Origin of the sequence: Tannerella forsythia (genome assembly GCF_003860135.1) — a bacterium.
Classification (GTDB): Bacteria; Bacteroidota; Bacteroidia; order Bacteroidales; family Tannerellaceae; genus Tannerella; species Tannerella forsythia_A.
Genome location: NZ_RQYN01000023.1, coordinates 13,696 through 29,115, shown reverse-complemented (window position 1 = coordinate 29,115; position 15,420 = coordinate 13,696). Strand labels below are relative to the sequence as shown.

Below are 15,420 nucleotides of genomic sequence, written 5' to 3'. Positions count from 1 at the left end.
GGCTTCACTTTTAATTTTTAGTTCTTCACTTAAAACACCGCTTGAACCGGACGCATGATAAACGTAAACTCATAGTTCCCATACGGCATCATATACGTTTCCAGCGGAACAGCGCCCCAGCTTGTGACGCAGCCCAACCCCATCTGTTTCCGGTCGATGCAGAAATTCGTCAGATTAGCCTGAGGTACTTCCGGCGAATGACGCTGGTCTTTTTCCACGCCGTCGTCGAGCGACTCGATGGTATAATGCAAAGCCGAAGCCGAGAACGGCTGATTGCTGATAAACTCGAGTCCATCGCCTTGGATCGTCGTCAGTTTCCACCAGCGGATATCGGTTTTCGTACCCGTTTCCTGCGGACGGATGTACGGATAGAACTGCTCATCGACCGTCTGGCGATACTTCCCGAGGGCTGTCGAATGGTTGCGGTCGCAATAATTCTCGATCGGGCCACGACCGTAATACAGAATCCGGTCGTAACATTTCGGCATGGGCAACTGCATGCCGAACCGGAACATGTTCGGTACCTCAGCCGATGCATCTGCCGTCATCTTTTGCGTCACTTTTACCGCTCCGCGATTGTTGATCTGATAGGTAAGCTGAAGCTTGGCCGAAACGTCTTTCATGTCATACTCGGCAACGACCTCAACCATCCCGTTCGCAACGTTATTCTTGAGCGACGTCAGTTTCATCTCCGGATTTTTCCATACGGCATATTTGTTTTGCAAGCCGGCTCCGTAGTCGTTATCGGTCGGCGCACGCCAGAAGTTCGGAGTCAAAGCACTACCCGCGTTGATCATCTCGGCATCGTTCACAAAGTAACGGCTCATCCATCCGTCGCGTTTGTTAAACTCAATCACAAAACGGTCTCCATGAACGATCAAATAATTAAGGTCATTGTCTTTGACGACGGGGGTCGTAACAGGACAGTGCTTGCATTCCGCCTCGTTAGCCAATCGCAACTCGGGCGCGTTATACGGACGAATCACCAACTGATTGCGCGCGACGGTATGACCGGCAGGAAGCATCGTTTCCGCTTTTTTCAACTTGAAGTGAATATTCAGCAGCACTTCGCGGTCTTTCGGCAGCGAAGCAAGATCATAATGAAGACGGATCGTCTCCGTTTGCTGAGGAGCAACAGCCAAGTCGGAGACGCGTCCGGTCTGCACGCTCTCACCCTCGACAAGGATTTCCCAGTCAGCATAGTAAGCTGAGAGATCACGGAAAAAATGTTCGTTGAAAATATTCACTTCGCCTTTTTCCAAGTCTTTGGCCGTAGCCCAGATAGACTGGTAGAAATAGGCTACTTCGTCCATGTGCGGATTGGGCACACGGTCAGGACTGATCAGTCCGTTGTTCATAAAATTATTGTCCGACGCATCGTAACGGTTGAAGTCTCCACCATATCCGTAAATACGCGTTCCCTCAGCATTCTTCCAGTGAATCGACTGGTCAACGAAGTCCCAGATAAATCCTCCCTGCAACTTCGGATACTTACGGATCAAGTCCCAATATTCTTTGAACCCTCCTTCCGAGTTACCCATCGCATGAGCATATTCACACTGGATCATCGGCCTTTGCGCATCACTTTTCGCGTATGCTTCCGTTCGTTCGTAATTGTAGTACATCGGACAGAAGATATCCGTATATTCATTTTGCTTGGACTGTTCGTACTGCACCGGACGACTTTTATCTTCTTTTTTCATCCAACGGTAACAATCTTCGAAATTCGGCCCGAAGCCGGCTTCGTTCCCCATCGACCATGTGACGATGGACGGATGGTTATATCCGCGTTGAAGATTGCGCTGATTACGTTCGAGGTGTGCGATGTCATACGCTCTGTTTTTGGCCAACGTCAGTTCACCGTATCCCATACCGTGCGACTCTACATTCGCTTCGGCCACGACGTAAAGTCCGTACTCGTCGCAGAGGTCGTACCATAAATTATCGTCCGGATAATGACATGTACGCACAGCATTCAGGTTGTACGCTTTCATGAGCTGCACATCCTGACGCATCCGTTCGGGCGAGACGTAATAGGCCGTCTTCGGATCCATCTCGTGACGGTTGGCGCCTTTGATCAGGACAGGTTGTCCGTTCACCAGAAATTGGGCATTTTTGATTTCAAGTTTGCGGAAACCGGTTCTGACGGGAATGACCTCGAGCGTTTTTCCGCGACCATCTTTCAGGGTAGCCACCACCTTGTACAGGTAAGGAGTCTCTGCCGACCATTTCTTCGGATCGGTTACCGAAAGGATCGTCTGCTGCATACCCGAACCTTTCATCGCTTGCGAAGCGACCTTGTTGCCTTCCGCATCGAGCAGCTCGATCTGAACCGTACCTGCGGATCCGGCCATCGTCACGTCGACCGTCAGCGTACCATCTTTATAGTCTTTATCCAGATCGGGCGTGATACGAATGTCCCGGATATGATTTCTCGGACGTGCGTAAAGATAGCAGTTACGCCCTACGCCTGACATACGTAAAAAGTCCTGATCTTCAAGATACGTACCGTCGCACCACCGGAACGTCTGAAAGGCTATTAGATTCTTACCCGTTTTCAGGTAGCGGGTGATGTTAAACTCCGCTTCCAACTTGCTATCCTCGCTATATCCCACGTATTGCCCGTTCACCCACAGATAGATGTTCGACGTGACCGAACCGAAATGAGCAAACACCTCTTTGCCGTTCCACCCCGTAGGAATCGTGATCTCGCGACGATACGACCCAACGTGATTATTCTCTGTCGGCACCAACGGAGGATTATTCTTAAACTGATTTCGCCAAGCGTAACCGACGTTCACATAGATCGGATCACCGTAACCGTTCAATTCCCACAGACCCGGAACACTCAACAGGTTCCATCCTTTGTCGTTATAGTCTGTCCGATAAAAGTCCGTCGGACGAGCTTCCGCATCTTTCACCCAGAAAAACCGCCAGAGTCCGTTCAGGCTTAAAAAATTCTCGGAGTTCTCCCGGATGCCCTCCAACGCGGCACGTTCCGACTCATACGCAAAGTAGTTCGTATGCATCGGCGCACGATTAACAAAATTCACCTTCGGATTTCGCCATTCATCCTTTTGGGCAAAAAGATTAAGACTCAACAGCGCTAAAGCGCAGACAGTTAATTTAATTTTCATAGTACATTCGTTGTGTAATGGTAATTGTTTGTAAAAAATCGAGGGTAAAGATACGTATTTTTCCCTTTAAACTTCTACGCAAACGACATTTCAATGATTTTGAAAAACTATACGACGGCGTGATATAAAAGGCGTTTTATCTCATTTTTGTATCTGATAATTGGGAGAGCAAATCAAAAGAGAGTAAAGTGCCACAACTTCAGAAAATGGCCAATACCTTAATGTTCCACAGGGTGGGGGATACTTGTATGGTATGATTGTCCTCTGTCAACCGGGAAGGTCGAAGGCATTAACAACAGGATAAAAGTCATGAAGCGCATACGGATTTAGAGATGAACGCTGTTTCACACGAAGGATTATGTCCTGCATGAATGTCGTATCACGCGAAATGTCGGATAAACTAAAAAGCTGCCCGAAAGAGAGATGCTATTCTCTCCTCCGGACAGCCCGTTATCAATAATTATTCTTGTTAGTCGCACACTTTGCGCGCGCCATCGCTAATCACCACATCATACACTTTCGGACTGCGGTTATATTTGGCACGATAAGCTTCTTTGGCTTTCGTAACGAACGGCTCGTACAGTTCATCTTTTACCAGATTAATGGTACAGCCGCCGAAGCCGCCACCCATCACACGCGAACCGGTTACGCCGCACTCACGGGCAATGTCATTGAGGAAATCTAACTCTTCGCAGCTTACCTCGTAGAGTTTGCTCATGCCTTCGTGCGTCTCGTACATCTTCTTGCCGACCGTCTCGTAATCGCCTTTTTCGAGCGCATCGCAAACATCGAGCACGCGCTGAATCTCTTCAATCACGTATTCCGCACGCATATAATCTTCGTCACTCACTTTTCCTTTTACCGCATTGAGTTGCTCAAGGGTGGCGTCGCGCAGGAATTCTACGCCGATGGCACGCGCCACGTTTTCACACGACTCGCGACGTTTGTTATAGGCCGATGATGCAAGCTCGTGTTTCACGACGGTGTCGAGCAAAACGAGTTTGTATCCTTTCGGATCGAACGGAAAATATTGATGTTCGAGTGAACGGCAATCAAGACGCATCAGACTGCCGGCCTTTCCGAAGATCGAGGCAAACTGATCCATGATTCCACATTTCACCCCGCAGTAGTTATGCTCCGTAGCTTGTCCTATTTTGGCCAGTTCAAACTTGTCGATGCCCAAATCGAACATATCGTTCAACGCATACGCATACACACTCTCCAATGCTGCCGACGATGACATGCCTGCGCCCAACGGGACATCACCCGCAAACGCCGTATTAAAACCTTCGAGCTTTCCGCCTCGTTTAATGATCTCGCGACATACGCCGTAGATATAACGTGCCCAGCTTGTGCGAGGGGCATCAGCCTCTTCAAAACCGAACTCCACATAGTCTTTCATGTCGATCGAATAAGCACGTACCTTATTCGTACCGTTTCGTTTCAGCTCGGCCATCATGACCTTATCGATCGCTCCGGGGAATACGAAACCGCCGTTATAGTCGGTATGTTCGCCAATGAGGTTAATACGTCCCGGAGACGCATATACGGTGCCGGTAGTGCCGTCGAAATGTTTGATAAACCGGCTTCTTACATGTTCTACTTCCATACTGTTAATCCGTTATTTTATACTAAAAAAATTACCGCCTCGTCCTTTGGTGGGACGAAGCGGCACTTGTCTATATTAATTCACAGGAATATCCTTGTTTACATTTTTACAACCAATCAGCGCATAGTAGAGGAGGTAAATCAGCCCGGCTACAATTACCCAGTAGCTGGCCATATACCCTATACCATCTTTCATATCCACAATTGCATTTTGCAACAACGGAAGAATACCTCCACCACAAACCATCACCATAAAAATACCGGAGGCCTTTTCGGTGTATTTGCCTAACCCTTCTACAGCCAGGTTGAAGATCCCCCCCCACATCACAGAGGTACACAAACCGATAAGCACCAATAAAGCTGCGCTTACAGGAACTTGAACTAGTCCGAACAGTCCACTGGCATCATTCTTGAATACAGGCAGATTAATCAACGAGCTGACAGGGGCAAACATGGCCACAAGCGTAAGTACTAATCCTAATCCTGAAGCTACGAGTAACATACTCTTGGCCGATACCTTGCTACCGATTGCTGCCCCGAGCAAACGACCTACGAGCATCAATAACCAATACGTCGCGGTTACAGAGCCGGCAATCGCTTCGGGATTCCCTATACCACCTAATTGCAACACATCTAAATCAGGGTTTTGTAGCCATTTATTCAATACGTTCGGAATACCTACCTCAACACCGACATATACGAAAATACCTATCGCACCGAGGATAAAATGACGGAAAGATAGCGGGCTATATTGAGAAGATTCAGAAGACACTTGTTGCTCTTTATCTTTTTCAGGAATAGCGGTCAGCGCAATCACTAAAAAGGCAAAGGCAAAAATAGCCAACGCTGCATACATGAGCGGGAACACATTGCTAATTTGAGCATTCTTGATCCCTTCCGGAATAAGAATACCTGTCAGAATGATCACAGCCGTACCGCACAACGAATTGAACGAGCCACCGATCTGAATCAATTGGTTTCCTTTATTACCTCCTCCTCCGAGTGAATTAAGCATAGGGTTTACCACCGTATTCAGCAAACACATAGAAAAACCTGCGATGAATGCCCCCAGCAGATATACGCCAAAACTTTCCATCGTACCCGAAAGCGTCTGAATGCCTACACCGGCAAAACCGATAGAAATTGCAATCAGTGCTGTCTTCTTATACCCAAATCTTTGCAATAGGTTACCAGCAGGATATCCCATCACGGCATAAGCAATAAAATTGGCAAATACCCCTAATGTTCCCATCCAGTTGGGCACATTGAACTGAAACTTCAAAATGTCTCCCATCGGAGAGGCAAGGTTCGTTACGAACGAAATCATACCGAACAGGAAGATCATTACGATAATTGGTAATGTGTAATTCTTTTTGTCATTCATAATTCATTGTTCTTTTTAGTTTTTTATTAGTCTATTATTCTCAATAATTATTCCACAGAAAAAGCGTAGACGGTTGTACTCTCAAACACCTCGCCGGGACGAAGCACGGTCGACGGATAGTCGGGTTTGTTGGGACTGTCGGGGAAGTGTTGAGTTTCGAGACACAAGGCTGCACGCATCGGATAGCGTTGTCCTTTCTTTCCTTCGAAGTTACCGGTCATCCAGTTACCGGTATAGAGTTGCACGCCCGGTTCGGTCGTGTAGGTATTCATTACGATGCCGGTCTTAGGCGAAGCACATCGGGCGCAAAATACCGGCAGACCGTCGGAGGCGCGGTTCAGCACATACGTATGATCATAGCCTTTTCCGATAATCAGTTGTTCGAACGGTTCATCGATCCGTTCGCCCACGGAGTGACATTCGCGGAAATCCATCGGTGTGCCTTCTACGGTTGCTTTCGGTCCGAGAGGGATGGCCGTTTCGTCGGTCGGCAGATAATAATCGGCGTCGATCGTCAGCAGATGGTCTCCGATCGAAGGGTCTCCGGCACCGGACAAATTAAAGTACGAATGATTCGTGAGGTTTAGTACGGTCGGCCGATCGGTTGTTGCGCGGTAGGCGATCACCAATTCGTTATCGTCCGTCCAGCGGTAAGTCACTTCAACAGTCAGAGTTCCGGGGAATCCTTCTTCTCCGTCGGCTGAGACATATCGCAGTTTGACGGTCTGCCGATCGACTTGTTCCATCTCCCACACTACCGCATTGAAACCTTTAAGACCTCCGTGCAAACTGTTGGGACCGTTGTTGATGGCCAGCTTGTCATAAACCGTTCCGTCGAGCGTAAAGCGTCCTTTGGCAATGCGATTACCATAGCGTCCGCAAACGGCTCCAAAGTATGGTTCTTCCGAAGTAAGATAATCATGAATCGAACGATGGCCGGTAACGACGTCTGTCAGTCGCGCGTTCTTGTCGGGCACCATGAGTGAGACTATTTTGGCGCCATAGTTGCTGACAGTCACCTCGGCGCCGGATTTATTCGTTAAAATACATAGCGAAGTTTCTTTTCCGTCTATCTGCGTGCGAAAATCTTCCACACGCAGACCGGATTGTGTTTGATCATTCTCCATAATCAGTCATTTGTCAATTTTGCGTGTAAAATTAGCGTTCTTCTGCCGAATGTGACAACTTAAAAAGATGTTATATAGCATGTTTTTACCAGAGTGTTTCGGACATATCGGCTAAATTTCTGACATTAGCATACATAGTTCGGCATAATTTTTTTATGTTTGCACCCGTTTTTGAAAAGGCATGATACGATTTTACGGTTTACGAGTATTCTTTCTGAGTATGCTGTTTGCAGGAGCAAGCACGAATCTTTTTTGGTTGCACGCACAGCTTGCGGAAAAAGTATTCAGGACCGACTATCGTATCAATTCTGAAAATGAACGTAAACTGTTTGTTGCATTAGATAACCTCAGTTTCTTTCGAAATACCGAGAGTACGAGTTTTGCACAAAAAGGATATACCTTGCCCGGATTTTGGTTGCAACTCAAAGGCGTTTACTATCCGACGGAAAACATCAAGCTGGAAGGTGGTGTGCATTCTGTTTGGTTTTGGGGAGCAACTCGTTATCCGGCATTCGCGTATAAGGACATTGCCGTTTGGCGAGGGGAAGAATCGAAGCACAATGTACATTTATTACCTTATTTGCGGGCGCACGTGGCATTGTCCGATCAGGTAGACCTGATTCTGGGCGATTTATATGGCGGGAGTAACCATGGCCTGATCGATCCGCTTTACAATCCGGAACTCAATTTATCGTCCGATCCGGAAGCGGGGGTACAGATTTTATATCATCCGCGCTGGATGGACTTAGATATTTGGCTGAACTGGGAGAGTTTTATTTACAAGCTGGATACACATCAGGAAGCGTTTACGTTCGGTTGGTCTTCGCGGTTTAAGTTCAACTCGACCGAATCGACTTTTCATGTGTATGCTTTGATGCAGGCACTGGCACAACATCGCGGAGGTGAACTGGATACGATCAGCAATGGACAGTCGGTGCAAACCATGCTGAATGGTGCGGCCGGGGTCGGGGTCGATTGGAATGTACGGCACGGAGTGTTGAAAAAGTTGCAGATGGAGATCGACGTGACCGGTTATTATCAGCATGCCGGCAATCTGTGGCCGCTGAAACGAGGCTACGGATGGTATGGAAGCATGACGGCCGATTTGTGCGACTTCCGCGCCCGGGCCGCTTATTGGAAATGTGATGATTTTATTTCTCTATTCGGCAATCCGTTTTACGGGGCAATCTCTACGTATTTGGATGATGCCGTGTACCGACAGCCTCGCATGGTTTACGCAGGAGCCGAGTATACCCGCAGATTCGGCCATGAGTTTTCGTTGGGCATCAATGCCGATGCTTTCTATCGGATAGGGGCGCGAATGGTCGATCCGAAGAAACGTCACGATGCGGAAGGAGACCGCTTCAATTATTCGTTCGGGGTCTTTTTTCGTTTCCGTCCTTCGTTCTTGATCAAACGTTTCTGACCAGCGTCATCGTAATCAATCACAACTGTGATTTATTACAATCGGTTTGTGGCGAATCAATCACAACTGTGATTTATTACAATCGGTTTGTGGCGAATCAATCACAACTGTGATTGATTACAAACAATTTGCGGCGAATAAATCACAAAAGGATTTTTAACCAATCAATTTGTGGCAAACAAATCACAAAAGGATTTTTAACCAATCAATTTGCGGCAAATAAATCACAAAAGGAATTTTAACCAAACAACTTGTGGCGAATAAATCACAAAAGGATTTTTAACCAATCAATTTGCGGCGAACAAATCACAAAAGGATTTTTAACCATTCGATTTGCGGCAAATGAATCAAGATGCAGATAGATCGGAATCATCGAGGCAATTTCCGGCTTATATCAGCAGACTCAGTCCGACTCGCTTGCGTGCTTCGTCGACTTCGATCACTTTGACGGATACATGCTGATGGAGTGAAACGACTTCCGTCGGGTCGCTGACGAAACGGTCGGCCATTTGAGAAACATGTACAAGCCCGTTCTCCTTGATGCCGACATCGACGAAAGCGCCGAATTTCGTCATATTCGTCACAATACCGGGCAGCACCATCCCCGGCCGCAGATCGTGGATGGTTTTTACGTTCGGATCGAACTCAAAGACGCGGATGGTTTCGCGGGGATCGCGTCCGGGTTTGCCAAGCTCGGCCATGATGTCGAGGAGCGTCGGCAGCCCGACTGTTTCCGTTACATAATGTTCGAGCACGATTTTCTTACGTAATGATTCGTCGGCCAGCAGATCGTCGACACGGCAATGCAAGTCGGCAGCCATCTGCTCGACGACTCCATAACTTTCGGGATGTACGGCCGAGTTGTCCAACGGATTCTCCGCTCCGTCGATCCGCAGGAAACCGGCGCTCTGCTCGAACGATTTGGCTCCCATTTTTGGAACTTTCATCAAGGCTTTCCGTGAACGAAACGCCCCGTGCTCGGCACGGTAATCCACGATGTTTTGTGCAAGCGTTGCACCGATGCCCGACACATACGTCAGCAAATGACGACTCGCCGTATTCACGTTGACTCCTACTTTGTTCACACACATCTCGACGGTCTGATCGAGCGACAGTTTCAAGGCCTTCTGGTTCACATCGTGCTGGTACTGTCCGACTCCGATCGATTTCGGATCGATCTTCACCAACTCCGCGAGCGGATCCATCAGCCGGCGCGCCAATGACACAGCCCCGCGCACCGTCACGTCGTAGTCGGGGAATTCTTCGCGTGCAATCTTGGAAGCCGAATAAATACTTGCCCCGTTTTCACTGACGCTGAACACCTGCACCTTCCGGTCGTACCGTATATTTTGCACCAATTGTTCCGTCTCCCGTCCGGCAGTTCCGTTACCGACCGCGATCGCTTGAATATCGAATTGCTCGACCAAATGAGCGATTTTCTTCATCGCACCCGTCCGGTCATTCTTCGGTGGATGCGGGTAAATCGTTTCGTTGTGCAACAAATTGCCTTGTCGGTCGAGACAAACGACTTTACATCCGGTACGAAAACCCGGATCGATTCCCATGACACGCTTCTGTCCGAGTGGGGGCGAAAGAAGGAGCTGACGCAAGTTCTCTTCGAAGATGCGAATTGCTTCCAGATCGGCTTTTTCTTTGCTTGAAGCCGCGAACTCCGTCTCGATAGAAGGTTTCAACAGGCGTTTATAGCTATCGTCGGCAGCCATGCGCACCTGTTCGCCGGCGGATGCGGCCGTACAGCCGTACAGTCGGTGCAACCGTTCGAGAGCATGCGTTTCGTCGGGCGAAATATCGACACGCAGGATGCCTTCAGCCTCGCCACGACGGATGGCCAGCAGTCGGTGCGACGAGATACGCCGCAACGGTTCGCTCCACTCGAAATAGTCACGGTATTTATCGCCTTCCGCTTCTTTCCCTTTGACGACACGACTGGATATCACCGCTTCGCCTGCAAAAACAGAACGTACCGCGTTCCGCGCGGCAGTATTTTCGTTTATCCACTCCGCGATAATGTCACGCGCGCCGGCCAGCGCGTCATTGAGCGTCGGAACTTCATCCGTCACAAAGCGTAGAGCGGCAGTTTCCACATCGTTTCGACGGCTCATCACCATTTTAGCCAACGGTTCAAGTCCTTTTTCGCGGGCGATCTGTGCACGCGTACGACGTTTCGGCTTAAACGGCAAGTACAGATCTTCAAGTTCTGTCGACGACCACGTTGTTTCGATCTTTTGCCGTAGCTCCTCGGTCATTTTCTCCTGCTCTTCGATACTGGAGACGATCGTTTCCTTGCGTTTCTGGATATCGAGCAGACGTTTGTATTCTCCGGAAATATCGGCGATCTGCAACTCGTCCAATCCGCCGGTTCGTTCCTTTCGATAACGGCTGATAAAAGGAATCGTTGCACCGTCGTCGAGCAACTGCAAGGTGTTTTCTATTTGCCGCTCGCTGATCTGTAATTTTTCGGCAATCCGCGCCGGAATGATTCTGTGCATGCGTATGTTACAAAGGCTTTACCATCCGAAAGAAAGGGCGTAAATATCTTCCATACGTCCTTCTTTACGTGCCTTACCCAGCGCATTGTCGCGCACCTGCGCTCCGGGATGACCTTTGGCCAGATCGGCCGCATGTGCGGCAATTTTATGAGCGATAATGCTGGCTTGCACCTCTTCACCCGTCGGTCGCTCCCGGTATTCCTGTCGTGTGCTGCCGCCGATGAGCGACGCTCCGTACCAAGCCACCTGCGCGCTACCGATGGCCGAGGCGATGTAATCGTACTTACCGGCGATATCGGTCGTTTTCATGCCCGGTGTGAAGAATGGGGCACCTTTGCAGACATACAACTGTTCCTTCACATTGGCTTCGATTTTGTTCATCGGCACATGTCCCGGCCCCTCGGTCATCGTCTGCACATACTGTTTCCAGGCTCTCTCGGTCAGGTCGCGCATTTCGGACAGTTCGGCAAACTGTGCCCGATCATTAGCGTCATAGATAGAGCCCGGACGCAGTCCGCTACCGATAGACAGCACGGCGTCGTAGGTTCGGAGGATTTCGCAAATCTCATCGAAATACGTATAAAGGAAATTTTCCTGTTTGTGCGCTTGCATCCAACGACTCAGAATCGATCCGCTTCGCGAAGCGAGATGTGTCAAACGATTCTCGGCCAGATTCAGGTGTTTACGGTGCATGGCCGCATGGATTGCGATGACATCGACTCCTTGCTCCATCTGTTTGATCAGTGTATCGCGGAAAATCGACCACGTAATGTCGGCCGGTTCTCCTCCGGCTTGTGCCAATGCCTCATGCAGCGGGCTGGTACAAATCGGTACCGGGCAGTTACGCAACAGCCAATCCCGGTTTTGCTTGCTCTCGACCGTGTCGGATAAGTCCGTCAGCATATCGGCACCCAAACGACAATATTCGGTCATCCGCATGGTATCCCTTTCATAGCCTTCGCCCGAAGGAATGAAGTTCATATTGATTTTTACGAGGAAACGCTGCCCGATAATCATCGGCTCGGCCTCCGGATGATTGATGTTGGCCGGGATAATGGCACGTCCCGATGCGACTTCTCTGCGCACGAAATCGGGCGTGATGTATGATTTCAAACCTAAAGCTTCGACCTGCTGATTTTCACGGATCGCCACGTATTCCATCTCCGGGGTGATAACTCGCTTTTTGGCATAGCTCATTTGTGAGATATTTCTTTCGTTACGAGCATGAAAAACAGGCTTTGTCACCGGAAATGCGCCTTTTTTCTTCGGGCCTGGAGACACCTTTCCTTCCCGAATCACAATATCTTTTCGGCGTCCGTACCACTCTTCCCGTATGCGCGGTATCCCTTTGGCCATATAAGGAATATACCGCGGATCGGAATACGGGCCGGACGTATCATAAAGCGTGACCGGACTATTGGGTTTGACCGTCTGCGCACCCTCTGCATCGACCACGATCGTGTCGGACAGCTGGACTTGCTTCATCCCGACATGAACTTTGTCGATCTTGCCGGAAATATAAACTTTGCCCGCAAAAGGGGCTGTATGCTTTGTGCTCATCGCCATATTTGCTTTTGTTTTATGTTATGTATGGATGATTATTTTTTTGACGAGACAAAAATAAGCAGAAAATATAAAAGTTCCGTTACAAACAGGCGTTATCCAAGAAAAATATTTACTTTTATACAAATATTTGCACGAATATTAAACGACTTGGATGCTTTTTATCCGCGAAAAATAGCTACTTTTGCCGCCACATTATCATATTCAGTATTAAAAATGAAATATAACACGACAGAGAAACGACTGGCGTTGCCTGAATACGGACGTCATATTCAAAACATGGTCGATCATTGTGTAACGATTGAAGATCGGGAAGAACGTAACCGATGCGCCAACGCGATTATCAGTATCATGGGAAATCTGTTTCCGCATCTGAGAGATGTCAATGACTTCAAACATATTCTGTGGGATCATTTAGCCATTATGTCTGATTTTAAACTTGATGTGGACTACCCATACGAAATAATCCAAAAAGAAAATCTGTATAGCCGTCCGCCTCGTCTGCCGTATGGCGACTCACGCATCCGCTACCGTCATTACGGAAAGATATTGGAACAGATGATCCGGAAAACGACGGAGAAAGAAAACAGTCCGGAAAAAGACGTCTTGGTAAGAATGCTGGCCAATCACATGAAGAAAACGTTTATCATCTGGAACAAAGATACCGTAACAGACCGGAAGATCCTGAGCGATTTGGCCGAATTATCCGATGATCTGATCGTATTGAACGAAGAGCACTACAAACTGATTGACAACCGTGAGGTCGTACAAGCCCAGAATCGCCCGCAGAATCAGAGCAAAAAGCAGTTCCGAAAAAACCGATGAGTTCGTTTGTCATAGAGGGAGGACACAAATTACAAGGCGAAATAACGCCTCAAGGTGCGAAGAACGAAGCCTTGCAAGTGATTTGTGCCGTACTGATGACATCCGAGAAAGTAGAAATCCGCAACATCCCCGATATTCTTGATATTCATAACCTGATCGCGTTGCTACGCGATATGGGAGTGAAGGTCGAGCGACAGTCTGCCACTGCGTATACGTTTCAGGCAGATACGATCGATCTGAAATATATTGAAACGGACGAGTTCATGCAGCGTGCGGCTTCGTTGCGCGGTTCTGTGATGATGACCGGTCCGTTGCTGGCCCGGTTCGGACGAGCCGTCCTGCCGAATGTCGGCGGCGACAAGATCGGGCGGAGACGACTCGATACGCATCTGCTCGGTTTTCGCAAATTAGGAGCGAACATCCGTTACGACAGAGCCAGACAGTTGAGCGACATCCGTACCGAAAAGCTACGCGGCGCCTATATGCTGCTCGACGAAGCCTCTCTGACAGGTACGGCCAATATTCTGATGGCTGCCGTGCTTGCCGAAGGCGTTACCACCATTTATAATGCCGCTTGTGAACCGTATATCCAACAGCTCTCGGTTATGCTCAATCGCATGGGCGCACGTATTTCGGGGATCGGATCCAACCTGCTGACGGTCGAAGGGGTCTCTTCGTTGAAAGGGACCACACACACGATTTTGCCGGATATGATCGAGGTTGGCAGTTTCATCGGGATGGCCGCGATGACCGGTTCCGGTTTGTTGATCCGAAATACCGGTTTTGACCATTTGGGTATTATTCCCGCCTCTTTTCGTCGGTTAGGCATCCGGGTAGAACAGGAAGGTGACGATATACATGTGCCTGCTCATGATTCGTACGAGATAGAGACGTTTATCGACGGTTCGATCATGACGATTGCCGATGCGCCCTGGCCGGGATTGACACCCGATTTGCTGAGTGTCTTGCTCGTCGTAGCCACACAAGCCACCGGCAGCGTGCTGATCCATCAAAAAATGTTTGAAAGCCGCCTGTTCTTTGTCGATAAACTGATCGATATGGGCGCGCAAATCATTTTGTGCGATCCTCATCGGGCAACTGTCATCGGGCTGGGTAACCGTTTCAAACTGCGCGGTGCGAGAATGGCTTCGCCTGACATTCGCGCCGGTATCGCGCTGCTGATTGCCGCCATGAGTGCCGAAGGGACGAGCCGTATCGACAACATCGAACAGATCGACCGGGGGTATGAGCAAATCGACAAACGGCTGAACAAGCTTGGCGCTTGCATTACGAGAATGTAAGAAACGGAGGTGGACGCATGATACGAAAAGAAGACATCGCAACGATCGGACAATTTGCCAAACCGCATGGTATTAAAGGCGAACTGACATTAGTCACCAATTACAACAGGCTATTTGAAGACACGGACAACCCGTATGTGGTTTGTGAGATGGACGGTATTTGGGTGCCGTTTTTTGTCGAATCATTCCGATCAAAAAGTACATCGTCTCTGTTGGTGAAGCTGGAGGGAGTAAACGATGAAACCACAGCGAAGAAATTTACCAACCGAACGGTTTATTATCCTGCCGATGCATTGCCGGAAGATGATGATAACGAATCATGGACGCGTTTTATCGGTTATATGTTGACCGACGAAGTGTTGGGCGAAATCGGGACGGTAGCCGATGTAGACGAATCCACAGCCAATATTGTGTTCCGTGTCGATGATCAGGGCAAAGAACGATTGATTCCGATGGCCGAAGAGATGATTTGTTCCATCGATGAGCAAGGCAAACGCATGATCGTATCGTTGCCGGAAGGGATTTTAGATTTGAATTAA

Annotated in this window: 11 protein-coding genes; 5 read left to right on the top strand and 6 right to left on the bottom strand. The window is 48.8% G+C overall.

Going from position 1 to position 15,420, the window contains the following annotated elements:
- Window positions 1-29: 29 nt before the first annotated feature.
- Window positions 30-3,137, bottom strand: a complete 3,108-nt coding sequence (locus EII41_RS07335) for a glycoside hydrolase family 2 TIM barrel-domain containing protein (RefSeq protein WP_124790061.1) — start codon at window positions 3,135-3,137, stop codon at window positions 30-32.
- A 240-nt stretch (window positions 3,138-3,377) separates the two neighbouring features.
- Here EII41_RS07335 and EII41_RS14740 point away from each other — a divergent pair, with 240 nt between their 5' ends.
- The gene (locus EII41_RS14740) at window positions 3,378-3,467 is read left to right on the top strand and encodes a transposase (protein ID WP_124790067.1); all 90 of its coding nucleotides are present in this window, start codon (window positions 3,378-3,380) and stop codon (window positions 3,465-3,467) included.
- A 139-nt stretch (window positions 3,468-3,606) separates the two neighbouring features.
- Here EII41_RS14740 and galK read toward each other — a convergent pair whose 3' ends face one another.
- The 3 genes from galK to EII41_RS07315 all read right to left on the bottom strand — a co-directional run bounded on the left by galK (window position 3,607) and on the right by EII41_RS07315 (window position 7,256).
- Window positions 3,607-4,746 (bottom strand): galactokinase, encoded by a 1,140-nt coding sequence (gene galK, locus EII41_RS07325; protein WP_124790060.1) that lies wholly within the window; start codon window positions 4,744-4,746, stop codon window positions 3,607-3,609.
- A gap of 75 nt (window positions 4,747-4,821) precedes the next feature.
- Complete coding sequence (locus tag EII41_RS07320) at window positions 4,822-6,129, bottom strand: MFS transporter (protein ID WP_185711864.1); 1,308 nt, start codon at window positions 6,127-6,129, stop codon at window positions 4,822-4,824.
- Window positions 6,130-6,176: 47 nt separating this feature from the next.
- On the bottom strand, window positions 6,177-7,256 hold the full coding sequence (locus tag EII41_RS07315) for an aldose epimerase family protein (RefSeq protein WP_124790058.1): 1,080 nt from the start codon (window positions 7,254-7,256) through the stop codon (window positions 6,177-6,179).
- 181 nt (window positions 7,257-7,437) lie between these two features.
- Between EII41_RS07315 and EII41_RS07310 the strand changes: the two genes are divergently transcribed.
- Window positions 7,438-8,682 (top strand): hypothetical protein, encoded by a 1,245-nt coding sequence (locus tag EII41_RS07310; protein WP_124790057.1) that lies wholly within the window; start codon window positions 7,438-7,440, stop codon window positions 8,680-8,682.
- 389 nt (window positions 8,683-9,071) lie between these two features.
- Here the strand turns inward: EII41_RS07310 and EII41_RS07305 are convergent, their stop codons facing one another.
- Together EII41_RS07305 and EII41_RS07300 are read right to left on the bottom strand one after the other, a co-directional pair.
- Window positions 9,072-11,192: a Tex family protein gene (locus EII41_RS07305; protein WP_124790056.1), complete on the bottom strand. Its 2,121-nt coding sequence runs from the start codon at window positions 11,190-11,192 to the stop codon at window positions 9,072-9,074.
- Window positions 11,193-11,210: 18 nt separating this feature from the next.
- The gene (locus EII41_RS07300) at window positions 11,211-12,752 is read right to left on the bottom strand and encodes a phosphomethylpyrimidine synthase ThiC (RefSeq protein ID WP_185711863.1); all 1,542 of its coding nucleotides are present in this window, start codon (window positions 12,750-12,752) and stop codon (window positions 11,211-11,213) included.
- Window positions 12,753-12,971: 219 nt separating this feature from the next.
- Here EII41_RS07300 and EII41_RS07295 point away from each other — a divergent pair, with 219 nt between their 5' ends.
- The 3 genes from EII41_RS07295 to rimM are packed head-to-tail and all read left to right on the top strand — an operon-like array spanning window position 12,972 to window position 15,420.
- Window positions 12,972-13,580: a DUF4290 domain-containing protein gene (locus tag EII41_RS07295; RefSeq protein WP_124790054.1), complete on the top strand. Its 609-nt coding sequence runs from the start codon at window positions 12,972-12,974 to the stop codon at window positions 13,578-13,580.
- Window positions 13,577-14,881, top strand: a complete 1,305-nt coding sequence (gene murA / locus EII41_RS07290; protein WP_124790053.1) for a UDP-N-acetylglucosamine 1-carboxyvinyltransferase — start codon at window positions 13,577-13,579, stop codon at window positions 14,879-14,881. The genes EII41_RS07295 and murA overlap by 4 nt, the downstream gene beginning before the upstream one ends.
- Before the next feature lie 17 nt (window positions 14,882-14,898).
- Window positions 14,899-15,420, top strand: a complete 522-nt coding sequence (gene rimM, locus EII41_RS07285) for a ribosome maturation factor RimM (RefSeq protein WP_124751218.1) — start codon at window positions 14,899-14,901, stop codon at window positions 15,418-15,420.

Coding starts and splice junctions, on each gene's coding strand:
- EII41_RS07315 (WP_124790058.1), bottom strand. CDS start 7,256: ATGGAGAATGATCAAACACAATCCGGTCTGCGTGTGGAAGATTTTCGC.
- EII41_RS07295 (WP_124790054.1), top strand. CDS start 12,972: ATGAAATATAACACGACAGAGAAACGACTGGCGTTGCCTGAATACGGA.
- EII41_RS07305 (WP_124790056.1), bottom strand. CDS start 11,192: ATGCACAGAATCATTCCGGCGCGGATTGCCGAAAAATTACAGATCAGC.
- rimM (WP_124751218.1), top strand. CDS start 14,899: ATGATACGAAAAGAAGACATCGCAACGATCGGACAATTTGCCAAACCG.
- EII41_RS07310 (WP_124790057.1), top strand. CDS start 7,438: ATGATACGATTTTACGGTTTACGAGTATTCTTTCTGAGTATGCTGTTT.
- murA (WP_124790053.1), top strand. CDS start 13,577: ATGAGTTCGTTTGTCATAGAGGGAGGACACAAATTACAAGGCGAAATA.
- EII41_RS07300 (WP_185711863.1), bottom strand. CDS start 12,752: ATGAGCACAAAGCATACAGCCCCTTTTGCGGGCAAAGTTTATATTTCC.
- EII41_RS07335 (WP_124790061.1), bottom strand. CDS start 3,137: ATGAAAATTAAATTAACTGTCTGCGCTTTAGCGCTGTTGAGTCTTAAT.
- galK (WP_124790060.1), bottom strand. CDS start 4,746: ATGGAAGTAGAACATGTAAGAAGCCGGTTTATCAAACATTTCGACGGC.
- EII41_RS07320 (WP_185711864.1), bottom strand. CDS start 6,129: ATGAATGACAAAAAGAATTACACATTACCAATTATCGTAATGATCTTC.